This is a genomic window from Xanthomarina sp. (assembly GCF_035306705.1).
GTDB lineage: Bacteria > Bacteroidota > Bacteroidia > Flavobacteriales > Flavobacteriaceae > Xanthomarina.
The window spans coordinates 1-15,695 of sequence record NZ_DATGNO010000141.1; the positions used below are offsets into that span (position 1 = coordinate 1).

13 protein-coding genes and 1 tRNA gene are annotated in these 15,695 nt (G+C 33.1%); 6 read left to right on the forward strand and 8 right to left on the reverse strand.

All coding sequences use genetic code 11. The annotated features are described in order from the left end of the window. The first annotated feature begins 160 nt into the window (after positions 1-160). Positions 161-234 (forward strand) — tRNA-Arg (locus VKY47_RS11440). Positions 235-590: 356 nt separating this feature from the next. On the opposite strand, the gene VKY47_RS11445 is transcribed toward VKY47_RS11440, so the two are convergent. From VKY47_RS11445 to tsaD, 8 genes are all read right to left on the reverse strand, one after another. Next, positions 591-1,247 (reverse strand): HAD family hydrolase, encoded by a 657-nt coding sequence (locus VKY47_RS11445; protein ID WP_324312940.1) that lies wholly within the window; start codon positions 1,245-1,247, stop codon positions 591-593. Between the two features lie 37 nt (positions 1,248-1,284). Next, a complete protein-coding gene (locus VKY47_RS11450) occupies positions 1,285-2,469 on the reverse strand; it encodes a THUMP-like domain-containing protein (RefSeq protein ID WP_324312941.1) in 1,185 nt (394 codons plus the stop codon). A gap of 7 nt (positions 2,470-2,476) precedes the next feature. After that, entirely contained in the window at positions 2,477-3,568 is a 1,092-nt protein-coding gene (locus tag VKY47_RS11455; protein ID WP_324312942.1) for an AI-2E family transporter, read from the reverse strand. 22 nt (positions 3,569-3,590) lie between these two features. Next, on the reverse strand, positions 3,591-4,115 hold the full coding sequence (locus VKY47_RS11460) for a TrmH family RNA methyltransferase (RefSeq protein ID WP_324312943.1): 525 nt from the start codon (positions 4,113-4,115) through the stop codon (positions 3,591-3,593). Positions 4,116-4,121: 6 nt separating this feature from the next. Beyond that, positions 4,122-4,769, reverse strand: coding sequence for a DUF4159 domain-containing protein (locus tag VKY47_RS11465; protein WP_324312944.1), 648 nt, complete (start codon positions 4,767-4,769; stop codon positions 4,122-4,124). A gap of 37 nt (positions 4,770-4,806) precedes the next feature. Beyond that, positions 4,807-5,514, reverse strand: a complete 708-nt coding sequence (locus VKY47_RS11470; RefSeq protein WP_324312945.1) for a 16S rRNA (uracil(1498)-N(3))-methyltransferase — start codon at positions 5,512-5,514, stop codon at positions 4,807-4,809. Next, the gene (locus tag VKY47_RS11475) at positions 5,514-6,143 is read right to left on the reverse strand and encodes a peptidylprolyl isomerase (protein WP_324312946.1); all 630 of its coding nucleotides are present in this window, start codon (positions 6,141-6,143) and stop codon (positions 5,514-5,516) included. The genes VKY47_RS11470 and VKY47_RS11475 overlap by 1 nt, the downstream gene beginning before the upstream one ends. Before the next feature lie 110 nt (positions 6,144-6,253). Next, on the reverse strand, positions 6,254-7,276 hold the full coding sequence (tsaD, locus tag VKY47_RS11480; protein ID WP_324312947.1) for a tRNA (adenosine(37)-N6)-threonylcarbamoyltransferase complex transferase subunit TsaD: 1,023 nt from the start codon (positions 7,274-7,276) through the stop codon (positions 6,254-6,256). 105 nt (positions 7,277-7,381) lie between these two features. Between tsaD and VKY47_RS11485 the strand changes: the two genes are divergently transcribed. From VKY47_RS11485 to VKY47_RS11505, 5 genes are all read left to right on the forward strand, one after another. Continuing rightward, positions 7,382-11,776 carry a translocation/assembly module TamB domain-containing protein gene (locus VKY47_RS11485; RefSeq protein WP_324312948.1) on the forward strand — a complete coding sequence of 1,465 codons (4,395 nt, stop codon included), beginning with the start codon at positions 7,382-7,384 and terminating at the stop codon, positions 11,774-11,776. 122 nt (positions 11,777-11,898) lie between these two features. Continuing rightward, positions 11,899-12,885, forward strand: a complete 987-nt coding sequence (gene pfkA / locus VKY47_RS11490) for a 6-phosphofructokinase (RefSeq protein WP_324312949.1) — start codon at positions 11,899-11,901, stop codon at positions 12,883-12,885. Positions 12,886-12,956: 71 nt separating this feature from the next. Beyond that, a complete protein-coding gene (gene gap, locus VKY47_RS11495) occupies positions 12,957-13,955 on the forward strand; it encodes a type I glyceraldehyde-3-phosphate dehydrogenase (RefSeq protein ID WP_324312950.1) in 999 nt (332 codons plus the stop codon). An 80-nt stretch (positions 13,956-14,035) separates the two neighbouring features. Next, complete coding sequence (locus VKY47_RS11500) at positions 14,036-14,908, forward strand: N-acetylglucosamine kinase (protein WP_324312951.1); 873 nt, start codon at positions 14,036-14,038, stop codon at positions 14,906-14,908. Then, entirely contained in the window at positions 14,899-15,261 is a 363-nt protein-coding gene (locus VKY47_RS11505) for a methylglyoxal synthase (protein WP_324312952.1), read from the forward strand. The genes VKY47_RS11500 and VKY47_RS11505 overlap by 10 nt, the downstream gene beginning before the upstream one ends. Positions 15,262-15,695 lie beyond the last annotated feature (434 nt).

Below are 15,695 nucleotides of genomic sequence, written 5' to 3' on the forward strand. Positions count from 1 at the left end.
CACCGCTCAAGTATAAAACAATACAAAGCGAAAGTTCTTATCAATAAAGTTACCTATTCGGTTACCAAGTAATTTGAAAATTTTATAACTTATTGAATATTAGATATGTCGAAGCAGGAGTTATAATCCTGCCACCCCGACAATTTTTTTTTAGAGTTACGGGCTCGTAGCTCAGTTGGATAGAGCACCTCCCTTCTAAGGAGGCGGTCACAGGTTCGAATCCTGTCGGGCTCACTTAAGACTTCACTAATTATAGTGGGGTTTTTTTGTTTTATGGGGTTTTGAACCTCTAAAGAATCTATGTTAAATTTCAGGTTTGCAAAATTAGAGTAGGGATAGATTGTAACCTATCCCTACTAGAATTGTTTGTATAGAAATCTATAATATAAAACAGAAGCTTACCTTAAGAGAGATATAGTAGATAGCATAAGGTAAAGCATTATATATTAAGGCTTAAGGATTATATTTTTTTAAGTGCATTACTGTTTTAAAGGAAATAAAAATGGTTATGTCTAGACATTAATTTCCTATGAAGAAATAGAATGTACGCAAGATTTTGAGATAATTTGTACTGATTTTAACAAGTTTTTTTAAAGAAGCAATTTAACCTTCTCGTAGGTTATTTCCTTAAAATCCTTGATTACAACATTTGCTTTGCTGTAGTCTTGATTTATGGAATTCACACTCTTATAGCCAACACAAAAAATATCGGCAGCATGTGCGGCCTGAATGCCGTTGGTGGAGTCTTCAATAACCAAGCAATTGTTTTTATGGTGTCCACTAACTTTAGCTGCATTTAGAAAAATTTCTGGATGGGGTTTGGACGCTTTCAAATCGGCGCCACTTAATTTAGTGAGAAAGTATTGGTCCAATTCAAATCGCGTGAAAACACCTTCAATAGTTCCCATGGATGCAGAAGAGGCCAAAACAAGAGTTAAGCCATTATTGTGATATTCTTTAATAAGTTCCAAAACACCATCAATAAGTTGAAGATCTGGATCGTTTTTAAAGAGGTCTTTAAAAATGTTTCTTTTAATATGAACTAAATCTTGTGGATTGTTGGTTAGTTTGAAATGATCACAAAGACTTCTACAGACATTTATAGTAGATTGCCCAGTGAAACTGCGGTATTGGACGTCGCTAACCTCAATTTTAAGTGCATCAAACATGCCATAATAAGCCTTATGGTGTAAGGGTTCGGTGTCTACGATAACACCATCCATATCGAATAGAACTGCTTTTAACACGGGTAGATTTTTTTCAAAGATACTGAAGCTTTTATTTTTAGTGCAATTTCGAGCAAATAATTAATACTTTCTCATTTTCCATATTTGTGGTTGCAAAAATGTAGGTGTCTCCACCATCTTTTATCCCTAGTTTTTTTCGGATGCTTTCTACAGAATCAGGGAAATTTCGAGTTGTAATATTGGCTTTGTTGATTCCCGTTTTTTTGAAAAGTTTTTTATTATAAGATAAAACTTGTTCTAGTTTAAAGGCTCTTCCAGGAAATGGAATCTCTCCCTTAGACGTGTAAAGATGGGAATGTTGTTGCAATTTTTTTATTTGAAGTTGTTCTGAAACACTATTAAATCCACCCGATTTTAAAATGGCTGAATTTGGTTCGTAAAGATAGGCTAGAGGCAAGCTGTACAAAACTTCTGCTGTATGCTCATTCTTAAATTTAAAACTAAAACACTCGGTTTGGTTGTCTTTTATATTAGCGGTTTCAATTTGAATGTTATTTTCAAGAGCATCCTTTTTTAATATCCAAAGCAATTCTTTTACTTCATTGTTTACGGCTACAACATGGATGGTTTTTACATGTTTTAATTCATTTATTCCAACAGAAAAATCCAATAAGGGAGAGGTTTTTATCAAAATATTGTTAGAATGTGCAAACAACAAGTCTATATGTTCTGGTACATTTGGAAGGCAATCGTTTAGGAAAAACACCTTTCCTTTGCTGTCGTGTCTTCGTGATGGATCTATATATATCCAATCGAATTTAGATTGTGAGTTTTTTAAATATGAAATTCCATCGGTAGCAACAGTTTGAATGTTCTTAATCTTGAATTGTTGAAAATTATGATTTACAATTTTTGAGAGTTCTTCATTTATTTCGCAATGTGTTACTGTTTTAAACTGTTTTGAAAAGTAAAAACAATCCACTCCAAAACCTCCTGTTAAATCGATTAAAGTGTTTCCTGAAATAATACTTGCTTTATATTTAGCAGTTATCTCGGAAGAGGTTTGTTCAATATTAAGCTTGTTCGGATAATAGATATTTGGTGTTTGAAACCAGCTAGGAAGCTTTTTTTTGGAACGTTTTTTAGACTCAATTTGCTCTAAAAGCACTTTGATGTCAACTTGTAATCCGGGATGTTTTTTTAGTAATAGGGAAGTGGAATCAATATTTAAATTTTTATTTATAAAATATTGATTTGCAGTATTTAATATGTTTTTATTCAAAGCAAAACTATAAGTTCTTGGTAAGTTTTTGAACCACCTTGTTTTCAGATAAAAATTCTTTTAAAATAACTTTTATGGCTGTGTATGTTGGAATGGCAATAATCATTCCCACAATACCAAATAAGAGACCAGCAATAATTATTACCAAGAAGATTTCCAAGGGATGTGACTTAACACTTTTTGAAAAAATAAGGGGTTGACTTAAAAAATTATCTACTAATTGTCCAATAGTAATAACAATAATTACATAGATGGTTTCTGGCAAAATAACTTCACTAAAACTATATCCTAAATTACTGGTCATGGTTAATAAAATCATGATACCAGCACCAATTAATGGACCTATATATGGGATTAGATTGATTAAGGCACATAAAAAAGCAATTACTACCGCGTTTTGTACACCAATAATCAATAAACCAATCATGTATATTAAAAACAATACAGAAATTTGAAATACAAGACCGACAAAATATCTAGATAGTAAGTTTTTGATTTTTTCTAAAGAGATTTTTGAACGAGGTATTTTGCTTTCTGGAATAAGGAGCATTAAGCCATTCTCAAATAAGGAGCTGTCCTTTAAAAAGAAAAACGATATAAAAAGCACAGAAAATAATCCCATGCTAAAGCTTCCAAAACCGGTAACTACCATATTTAAAAATTCAGGGATCAGAGCAAAGTCAATTTTAGATAATAAGGCAGAGTTTGCTAAAGGGTCGTTTTCGGCAGAAAATTGCTCCAATTGAAAATGAGCAATAAATTCCGAATAAATATATTGGGTTTTTTCGCGCAGTTGTTCAATATTAAGTAAAGATAAGTTTTGGCCTTGTTCTACTATTAATGGAACAAATAAACCTATTAAGCCCAATATAACTCCCAATAAAAGTAACATGGTTATAAGAACAGCTACTAAATTATTGAGTTTTAAGCGTTTTTTAAGAAATTTCACAATGGGCCTTCCTGTTAATGAGATAACGGCCGAAATAGCAATGTAAACTATAACCGATTGGATTTTATATAAAAAAAACAAGAGGATACCTATACCAACTAATGTGGCAACAGCTTTTAAAATTCCGGATGAAACTTCTTTTGAATTCATTTAGTAAAGATACATTTTGGTTTTAATTGTCCAAGTTTTTATTTTTGAAACACTGTTTGGTAATTTCATAAAGCGCTATAGTAGTGGCCTGAACAACATTCATGCTGCTGTTTTGCCCAAACATATCAATATGGATAACAGCATCTGAAAGATTTAATACAGCTTCCGAAACTCCAAAAGCTTCATCTCCCACGACTAAAGCTATGTTTTGATTTTTAGGAAAAACATAAGAATCAATACTCTGACTGTTTCCTGTTATTTCTAAGGAAATTATTTGATAATTTTCCAATTTTAAGCGATTTACAATTTCTAAAACAGATTCTTTTTCTTCAAAAAGCACTGCTTTTTCGGTTGCTCTAGAAGTTTTCGTCATTTTTCTTCCTATCGGGATGGGCGAGCCACAAAAAATAATTTTTTCTACACCAAATGCGTCGGCTGTTCTAAACAAACTTCCAACATTTGGGGCATTGTTAATATTGTCGCAAACTAAAGTAATTGGAAAAGTCTGTTTGGTGAAATTGGTAGTGTAGTGGTTTAGCTGTTTCACAAGAGATTAATTTTCAAACACATATTTTATAATGTTGGCCCCCATTTTTAGGGCTTTTTCTCTAATTTCGGGGGGGTCGTTATGCACAGCTTCGTCTTCCCAACCATTTCCCAAATCGCTTTCGTAGGTAAAAAGTAAGACTAATCTGGTTTCGTAAAAAATGCCAAAAGCTTGAGGTCTTTTGCCATCGTGTTCATGGATTTTTGGTAAACCCCTTGGAAAAGAATACGCACTATTAAAAATGGGATGGCTGGCTGGCAGTTCAATAAGTTCTTTGTCCGGAAATACTTTCACTAATTCCTTTAAAAGATAAGGTTCCAAGCCATAATTGTCGTCTATATGTAAAAAACCACCCGAAATTAAGTAGTTTCTTAGGTTTTCCGCATCTTCTTCACTAAAAAAAACGTTTCCATGCCCTGTCATGTGTACAAAAGGATATTGAAAAATTTCGGAACTTCCAGTTTCTACCGTTTCAGGTTTTGAGTTTATTTTAGTGTAAATGTTAGAATTGCAATAAGCTATTAAATTAGGCAAAGAGGTAGGGTTTGCATACCAATCTCCGCCACCTTTATATTTTAAGACGGCTATTTCTTGTGAAAAAACAACTAAAGAAAAAAGAAAAAAAATGAAAGAGATAAGATTCGTTTTTGTCATGTTTTTCTTGAAATAATTAATCTGGTTACAATCCATTTTAAGATTCATTTATAAAAGCTATCGAATGACAAGCAACTATAGCAGCTGTTTCTGTTCTAAGTCTTGTGCTTCCCAAAGTTACAGGAATAAAATGAGAGGCAATGGCTTGTTCGATTTCTTTCGTACTAAAATCGCCCTCTGGACCAATTAAAACAGTAATATCTTGGCTTGGTTTTATTTCTTTTTTTAAGGATTTTCTATCTGTTTCTTCACAATGTGCTATAAATTTTTGTTCAGAATGTGGCTTATCAATAAACTCTTTAAACGAAATAGCTTCGTTTAGTTTTGGCATATAACAGGAAAGTGATTGTTTCATGGCTGCCTGCAATATCTTTTCGAAACGATCGGTTTTAATTACTTTTCTTTCGCTATTATCACAAATAATAGGAGTAATGGTATCGATACCAATTTCGGTGGCTTTTTCTAAAAACCATTCGTATCTATCGTTCATTTTTGTTGGCGCTACAGCCAGATGAACTTGATAGGATCTCTTTTCTTGTTTTTCTTTTTTTATGACAAAGACCACACAATTTTTAATGTCCGCAACAGAAATTTCCGCAGTAAAAAGCCATCCTAACCCATTGGTAATATGGAGAATGTCTCCTTCTGTTTTTCGCAAAACTTTTACAATATGCCTGCTTTCTTCCTTAGGAAAAATTATTTGAGTTGTCTCTTCTGTAATATTTGGATTATAAAATAATTGCATTAATTTTTTGGCTCTACTATTTTCAGAACTTTTATCTCTTTAATTTCTTTGGGTTGATATGTGTTAAGAATGATGTAATATAAACCATTCTTATCATTTTCTAAAGTGTACAGCTCTCTTTCCATATACTGATTTTCAGTAATATCCACATTAAAAAATAAAAACACATCTTCCTTAATAAACCAACCTGTATCTCCACCGCGATTTGCATTATTGGCATCGGAGTATTTTTTGGCTAAAAAATCAAAAGGCGAGCCTTTGTCGTATGCGGCTATGATTTGTTTTATAGTTCCTTGAATGCTAGAAGCTTCTTTAATTTTACTGTCTAATAAAATATAGCTAACCCTGTAATGAGGAACCATGTTTTTCTCTATAATTTTATAAGAGATTTTTTCAAAATTATTTTCGTTGGTTGTTTTGCTTCCAACAGACATTTTAAAAAGATCGCCGGCTAAAATGGTTTTGTGTTTTTCCTCGTTAAAGGTTATAAGTTTATTGCCTTTATGTTTGTTGGTTTTTAGAAATTCTTCGGCAGAAGACATGTCGGTAATTAAATCCAATTCGACGTTTGCTTCCTGGGCATATGAAGTAGAGGCAATTAGGCTAAGTAATAGTAAAATTCTTTTCATTTGGGAATGTTTAGAGTGTTTAGTTTAGCAAAAAAACAAAATTATTAGATTGAAACATCACAATTTTGTAAGATTATTAAGAGAGTTTTCAAAGATTGGTTTAGAGGGGTTTAAATCTTTAATCTGGCGGAAGCTGTTACGTTTTGTTCAGAAAAATCGTTTTCTAAATATTTTAAATATCCAACAATGGCAATCATGGCAGCATTGTCTGTGGTAAATTCAAATTTTGGAACATATGTGGTCCATCCAAATTTAGTTTCACCTTCTTTTAATGCATTTCTGATGCCCGAATTGGCCGAAACTCCGCCACCAATAGCAATATGTTTTATACCCGTTTGCTGGCTGGCCAGTTTTAGTTTATCGATTAAAATCCCGATAATGGTATATTGAATGGATGCACAAATATCGTTGATGTTTTCTTCAATAAAATTGGGATTTGCTTTTATTTCCTTCTGAATAAAATATAAAATGGCGGTTTTTAATCCTGAAAAACTAAAATTTAAACCATCTACTCTGGGTTTTGTGAATTTGTAGGCCTTCGGATTTCCTAATTGGGCACGTTTATCTATTTCTGGTCCAGCTGGATAGCCCAAACCTAGAATTTTTCCACTTTTATCGAAAGCTTCACCAACAGCATCATCTATAGTTTCACCTATAACTTCCATATCAAAATAATTGGAAACCTTTACAATTTGTGTATGTCCTCCCGAAATAGTCATGGCAAGAAACGGAAAAGGAGGTTTGTTAAAGCCTTCTTCATCTATAAAATGTGCTAAAATATGGGCTTGCATGTGGTTAACATCTATTAAGGGAATGTTTAATCCCAAGGCAAGCGATTTTGCAAAAGAAGTACCAACAAGCAAGGAACCCATTAAACCTGGACCACGAGTAAAGGCAATGGCATGTAGTTGATTTTTGTTAATTTGGGCTTTTTTTACAGCCTGATTTACTACCGGAACTATGTTTTGCTGGTGAGCTCTAGAAGCTAATTCCGGAACTACGCCACCATATTCTTCGTGTATTTTTTGATTGGCAACAACATTGCTTAAAATTTTACCGTTGTATATCACGGAAGCCGCTGTATCATCGCAGGATGATTCAATTCCTAGAATATAAATATTTTGTGAAGACATTAGTAAAATTTAGGCACAATAATTGTTAATTTTGGTTTCAAAGTTATAACTTTAAAACGTATCAAAAAATTTTTAAAAATACTATCTAAACTGGCGGCAATAATTTTGCTGCTTTTCATCATTTTGGTGCTGCTGCTCTCTATTCCATCCATTCAAACTTATTTAGGAAAGAAAGTTACCGCCAGATTGAACAACGATTTTGGTACAAATATTAATATCGGAAAAATTGGGCTTCAGCTTAATGGAGAAGTCGAACTTAAAGAAATTCTTATTAGAGATTATCAAAAGGACACGCTTTTTGCAGCAAAAGAATTAAATACCTCCATTTTAAGCTTCAAAAATATCATGAACAGTAAATTGGTTTTTGGTGATATAGGTTTAGATGGATTGATTTTTAATTTAAAAACTTATAAGGGCGAAGTAGAAACAAATCTCGATATTTTTGTGGCTAAGTTTGATGAGGATAATCCCACAGACGAAAAAAGTAACTTTCTACTCTCGTCTAGTGATGTTTCTATCTATAACGGTACTTTTAGATTGATAGATGAAAATAAAGAAACTCCAAAAATCTTAGAGTTTACCGGTATTCAAGCCAATACCACCAATTTATTGATTAATGGTAGCGATGTAAGCACAAGAATCAACACTTTGGCCTTTAATGATAGTCGGGGTTTAGAAGTGAGAAATTTAGTCAGTAATTTTGCCTACACTCCCAGTAATATTTTTCTTGAAAATTTAAGCATTAAAACAGCAAACTCTTCGTTGGAAGGTGAGGTGAAGTTTTTTTTCGAAAGGGAAGATTTAAAAGATTTTACAGATAAGGTACAAGTCGATGCCACTTTTACTAAAAGCGATGTGGCATTAAATGAATTAAATACTTTTTACAACGAATTTGGTGTTAACCAAAGAGCTAAGCTTAGCGTGAAACTAAGTGGAACTCTTAACGATTTAATGTTGAACGATTTAGAGTTATTTACAAGTACAAGAAGTAAGATTGTTGGAAACATCAATTTTAGAAACCTTTTTAATGCTGAATCTGATAACTTTTATATGAAAGGGGATTTCGATCAGCTTAATTCCAATTATAGAGATTTAAAAGCCTTGTTGCCAAATGTTTTAGGTCAGTCAATTCCAACGTCTTTCGATAAACTTGGAAATTTTAATATTATAGGAAAAACCGAAATAACAACCTCTACCATTTCAGCAAATTTATTGATCAATACTCAAATAGGATTAATTGATGCCAATTTGGACATGCATAAAATCAACGATATTGATAATGCATCTTACTCCGGAAATGTGGTTTTAAGAGACTTCGATATTGGAGAGTTTATCAACGATAAAACCCTTGGTAAAACTTCGTTAAATCTAGATGTGGATGGTTCTGGTTTTACCAAAGAAAACGTAAACACAAAATTAAACGGAGATATTTTCTCGTTGGTTTATAATAAATATACCTACGAAAATATGGATGTATCTGGAAACTTAAGAAACAAGATTTTTAATGGGAGGCTTATTTCAAACGATAAAAATTTAAAGTTAGAGTTTAATGGTTTGGCCAATTTTTCTAGAGACATCAATACTTTCGATTTTGAGGCCGATGTGGAATATGCCAATTTAAATGCCTTAAACTTTATTAAAAAGGATGAAGTATCCATTTTTAAGGGCATGGTGGATATGAAAATGGAAGGAACCACAATAGATGATGCAGTTGGGAGTATTCAATTCAATAAAACTTCTTATAAAAATCAAAACGACGAATATTTCTTCGACGATTTTGAAATCACCTCATCTTTTCAGGAAGGCGTTAGAGAGATTAGTGTGAATTCGCCAGATATTATTGAAGGCGAACTTAGTGGCGAATTTGTGTTTGCAGACATTGGAAAACTGTTTGAAAATGCCATAGGAAGTATTTATACAAATTTCAAACCTCATAAAGTAAAAGAAAATCAGTACATCAATTTTAATTTTAAAATCTATAACAAGATTGTTGAAGTATTTGTACCCGATTTAAAACTTGGAAAAAACACCTATGTACGTGGGCGTGTGGAAAGCGATGAAAAAGAGTTTAAGCTTACCTTTAAATCTCCAGAGATTAAATTGTTCGATTATTTTGCCAATAAAATAGAGCTCCAACTCGATAATAAAAACCCAGTATTTAACACTTATGTGGAAATAGATAGTATAAACACGAAATTTTATGATATTTCCAAATTTAGTTTAATCAACGTAACCCTTAATGATACCTTATATGTTCGTACCGAATTTAAAGGAGGTAAGAATAATAATGATCTTTATAACTTAAACTTTTATCATACCATCAACCCAGAAAACAAGTCGGTTGTAGGTTTGAAAGAATCGGACGTAACTTTTAAAGGAAATACCTGGACTATTAATGAAAATAGAGATCATTTGCATAAAGTTGTTTTCGATAACAAATTTTCGAATGTCAATATTGAACAGATAATCATGAATCATAATCATGAAGAAATCAGGCTTTCTGGTGTTTTAAGAGATTCTACATCTAAAAATATTCAACTCAATTTTAACGATGTCGATTTGTCCAAAATAACGCCAGAAGTTGAAGGTTTGGATATGTATGGGAACGTTAACGGAAGGTTGGAAATACTTCAGAAAAGGGGTGCTTATTTGCCTAGTTCTGAAATCTCTATAGATAATTTTACGGTTAACGATCTATTCTTAGGATCGTTTGATGCAGCTATAACAGGAAACGAAGACTTAACAAACTACGCTGTAGATATTCGAATTAAAGATAAAAGAGCACAAAGCTTTGCAGCTATTGGAAACATTAATTTGGTAAATGATGTGTCCACCATTGATGTTGATTTGTTGTTTAATAAATTTAAACTAGACTTTATCAATTCGTTTTTAGAGGGTATTTTAAGCGATATCCGAGGAGATGTTACTGGAGTTGCAAATGTGTCTGGAAATTTAAAAAAACCAAGTGTAAGTGGCGATTTAAAGCTGAATAACTCTGGTTTAAAAGTTCCATATCTCAATGTGAATTATGATTTTGCCGACAATTCGCAAGTAAGCCTAGTCAACCAAAGTTTTATTTTTAATTCCTTACAATTAACCGATACTAAATACGATACAAAAGGCCTTTTAAATGGAACTTTAAGCCATACCAATTTTTCCAAATGGGAATTGAACTTAGATGTTACCACTCAAAACTTAATAGTTTTAGACACTCATGCAGACGACGATGAGGAAGCTTTATACTATGGAACTGCTTTTATTGGAGGTTCGGCAAAAATTAAGGGTCCAGCAGACCAATTGACAATTAGTGTGGTTGCCGAAACAAAACCAAAGACCTCATTCGTCATTCCGTTGAGTGATATGGAGTCTTTTGGCGACAACTCTTATATTCATTTTTTAACTCCAGAAGAAAAAGAGGCCAAACTAAAAGGTGAAGATTTGGTTATACAACAAGTTTCTGGTCTAGAATTGGATTTTGATTTGGATATCACCCAAGATGCAGAGATAGAAATTGTAATCGATAAAGATTCTGGAAGTACCATTAAAGGTAAAGGAGAAGGAGGTTTATTAATAGAAATAAACACGAATGGCAAGTTTAGAATGTTTGGGGATTTTATAGTTTTTGATGGAATTTATAACTTTAAATATGGTGGCGTTATAGAAAAGAAATTTATTGTTCAGGAAGGAAGTTTAGGCTGGGATGGTGATCCAATGAGTGCAAGAATCGATATAAAAGCACTTTATGCCACGCAAGCCAATCCATCTCCATTGTTGGACAATCCTATAAACAGGAGTATTCCTGTATATGTTGAAACCAGTCTTACAGGACAATTGGAGAAACCAGATATCGATTTCGGGTTTAGCTTTCCAAATTTAAACTCAACAGTAAAATCTGAAATACAATACAGGCTTAGCTCCAAACAGGATAGAGACAACCAAGCAATCTATTTATTAGCAACAGGAGCTTTTTCCAACAGGTTGAACGAAGTTAATTTTACTGGAACCATTGCCGAGCGTTTAAATGGAATTATTAACGGCTTATTTACTAGTAGTAATAATAAATTGAACATCGGTTTAAATTATGAGGCTGGCGAAAATACTCCAGAATATCATACAGACGATCGATTAGGAGTTACCCTTCAAACAAATATTTCCGAACGTGTTATTATTAATGGAAAAGTAGGAGTTCCTGTGGGCGGCGTTAGCGAAACAGTGGTTGCAGGAGATGTACAAATAGATTTCCTTTTAAACGAAGAAGGCAGTCTAACCGCCAAAGTATTCAATAGAGAAAACAGTATTCGTAATTTTGGAGAGGAGATAGGATATACTCAAGGTGTTGGGATCGCTTATAATGTCGACTTTGATACCTTTAGAGAACTACTGAACAAGATTTTTACAGGCAAAGTGAAAACAATGAAAAAAACCGAAAAAGAAACCTCTAATAAGGAAGAAAACGGGCTACCTTCGTATGTTGGTTTTAAAAACGAAGCTTCAAAATAGATGATAAAAATCATTGTATTTTACAATAATTATTTTCCTACAAGATTCCTCTTAAATTTATGGTAAAACCCTGTTTTTATTGGGTTTTCTTTCTTAGATTTACTATAATTAACAGTTAATAAATGAGTGAAAAAATAACTAAAATAGGCGTTTTGACTTCTGGTGGAGATGCGCCAGGAATGAATGCTGCCATTCGTTCTGTTGTTAGAACGTGCGCATATCATAAAATTGAATGCGTAGGCATTTATAGAGGTTTTGAGGGCATGATGGAAGGCGATTTTAAGGATCTAACAGCTAGAAATGTCAATCACATTATTCATACAGGAGGAACCATTTTAAAATCGGCTCGTTGTAATGATTTTCGAACCTTAGAAGGTCGAAAAAAAGCATACGATCATTTAGTTGATAAAGGCATTCAAGCCCTTGTTTTAATAGGAGGAGATGGCACGTTTCATGGAGGAATGATTTTTAATGAAGATTTTAATTTCCCAATAATAGGCATTCCAGGAACTATAGATAACGATATTTATGGTACCAATTTCACCATAGGTTATGATACAGCTATAAATACCGTTGTAGAGGCCATCGATAAAATTCGAGATACAGCCAGTTCGCACAAACGTTTGTTTTTTGTTGAAGTTATGGGACGAGATGTCGGACATATAGCATTAAACGCTGGAGTTGGAGCAGGAGCAGAAGAAATTCTAATTCCTGAAGAAGATTTAGGTTTAGAAAGATTGGTAGAATCTTTAATAAGAAGTAAAGCCTCGGGGAAATCCTCGAGCATTGTTGTGGTTGCTGAAGGTGACAAAACAGGGAAAAACGTGTTCGAACTTAAAGATTATATAGATGAACACATGCCCGAATACGATGTGCGTGTTTCAGTTTTAGGACATATGCAACGTGGAGGTTCTCCAAGCTGTTTCGATCGTGTTTTAGCTAGTAGAATGGGAGTGAAAGCCGTGGAATCCTTATTGGAAGGGAAGTCCAATTGTATGGTTGGAATTCTGGATAATAAAATGGAATTAACTTCTTTGGACAAAGCTGTAAAAGGAAAGACAGAAATTAATTTAGAATTACTTCGCGTGTCTGATATCATGACGACTTAATGGTTTAAAGAGAAAAGCCAAAATAAGAGATAAGAAAAAGAATAATAATAAAGAATAAATAACAGTAAAGAATGTCAAAATTAAAATTAGGAATTAACGGCTTCGGAAGAATAGGAAGACTCGCATTTAGAGCAGCATTAAAACAACAAGTTGAAGTAGTAGCCATAAACGATTTATTAGAAGTAGATCATTTAGCCTATTTATTGAAATATGACTCTGTTCATGGAAAATTCGACGGCACTATAGAAGTAAAAGAAGGTCATTTAGTTGTAAACGGAAAAACCATTCGGGTAACAGCCGAAAAAGATCCCAGAAATTTAAAATGGAATGAAGTCCAAGTAGATGTAGTTGCAGATTGTACAGGGATTTTCACAACCTTGGAAACAGCTAATTACCACATAGAAGCAGGAGCAAAGAAGGTAGTAATTTCCGCACCTAGTAAAGATATTCCTATGTTTGTAATGGGTGTTAATCACAACGAATTAAAAGCTTCGCAAACCATTATTTCCAATGCATCTTGTACTACCAATTGTTTGGCACCTATGGCTAAAGTTGTAGATGATAATTTTGGAATTGAAGAAGCCTTAATGACCACCATACACGCTACAACAGCCTCGCAATTAACCGTTGATGGTCCTTCTAGAAAAGATTACAGAGCTGGAAGAAGTGCATTGTTAAACATTATTCCAGCTTCTACAGGTGCAGCAAAAGCGGTTGGTAAAGTTATACCAAAATTGGATGGTAAATTAACAGGAATGGCTTTTAGAGTTCCAACTGCTAACGTGTCTGTAGTGGATTTAACCGTTAGAACTCAAAAAGAAACTTCTTTGGACGAAATTAAAAAGGTATTCAAAAGAGCTTCAGAAAATGAAATGTTAGGAATTATAGGCTACACCGAGGAAAAGGTAGTGTCGCAAGATTTTGTAGGAGAAACAAGAATTTGTATTTTTGATGCAGACGCATCTATAGAATTAAATTCCAGATTTTTTAAGTTAATAGGTTGGTATGATAATGAATACGCCTATTCTGTTAAATTAGTCGAGTTGGCAGCGCTTATGAATGCCTTTTAAAATAAATTTTCAAATAAATTCCACCTGCTAAATCCATTGAAAAATAGGTTTGGTATGTGGAATTTTTATATTTTTAACCCATGATATTAATAGCCGATAGCGGTTCTACAAAATGCGATTGGATTTCTGTCGATTCCAAAGGACATCAGCTTTTAGATAAAATGGAAACCAAAGGACTCAATCCCGCACTTTTAACTGGCGAAGAACTTTCTGGAATTATACAGTCAAATTCTAATTTACTAAAACTTAAGGACCAAGTTTCACATGTGTTTTTTTATGGGGCTGGTTGTGGTACAGAAAAACCAAGACTTTTATTAAATAAAGTGTTACAGAACATCTTCCATAACGCAACCATTGAAGTTAAGGAAGATACCCAGGCAGCTTTAAGAGCCAGCCTAAGTTCTAAAAATGAAGCCGCTGTAGTCTGCATTCTTGGAACGGGTTCCAACTGCAGTTATTTTGATGGCCAACAAATTCATCAACGCGTAGCTTCATTAGGATATAGTATCATGGACGATGCGGGCGGAAATTATTATGGCCGACAATTAATAAGGGATTACTATTTTAATAGGATGCCTGAAAATTTAAAAATCTCTTTTGCTCAAACATACAATTTGGATGCAGATTACATAAAAAACAATCTTTACAAGCAGGCAAATCCTAATGCTTATTTAGCTTCATTTGCCGAATTTTTATTTTCCAATAAAGATTCCAACTATATAAAGAATCTAATAATGGAAGGTTTGCGACAGTTTTCAAAAAACATGATTTTACAATATTCCGAAGAAATAAAAACAGTTCCAGTCCATTTTGTAGGTTCTGTAGCCTATTTTTCTAAAGATGAAATTTTAGAGGTGGCCAAGGAATTTCATTTTAAGGTCGGAAATATTATTAAACGTCCTATAGATGGACTTGTTTCATATCATATCAATCAATTAGGTTCATGGAAATAGCAATTATTGCACACGACGGAAAAAAGGCTGAAATGGTTCAGTTTTTAAATGAACATAGAGAGATTCTTCTTCAAAAAAACATTTCATTAGTATCTACAGGAACGACTGGTAAAAAAGTGAAGAAAGCGGGTTTTGAAGTACTTAGGTTGCTTTCTGGACCTATGGGTGGTGATGCACAAATTGCAGCACGAGTAGCTGAAGGAAAATGTAATATGGTGCTGTTTTTTAGAGATCCTCTGGAAAAACATCCACATGAACCGGACGTACTCATGCTTTTACGTTTATGCGATGTGCACGATGTGCCATTGGCTACCAATCCAGCAACAGCAGAGTTGTTAATGAAAGGCTTGTAATTAGAACAATTATAGGTTGTATTTCTATCCATCTCATTTTTCACATACTTTATTTTACAACTTTCAATGAGAAAATTCTTCACATATCCATGTTGAAATTTGTAAATAAAAAAGAACTTCCCAATTAAATAAATGGAATAATGTTAATAAAACATGGTTGTCAATAATTGACTACAAAATCAGTTATAACCACATTGTTAAAAAATCAGCGATACTTTAACATGTATATTCTTCATTTTTTTTTAAAAATAAACTTAAAACTTAAAAGAATGTTAAAAAAATTTAACGTACTTTGTAGTAGATAGGGGCATCTATAAAGTTGAAAATCTGTTATTTTCAACTTTGATAAATATTACTTTAAAAATTTTAAATAAACTTCATTTGTTTAAAATCAAATTAGAATACTTAACACCTCGTTTGACTTTATTCTTATT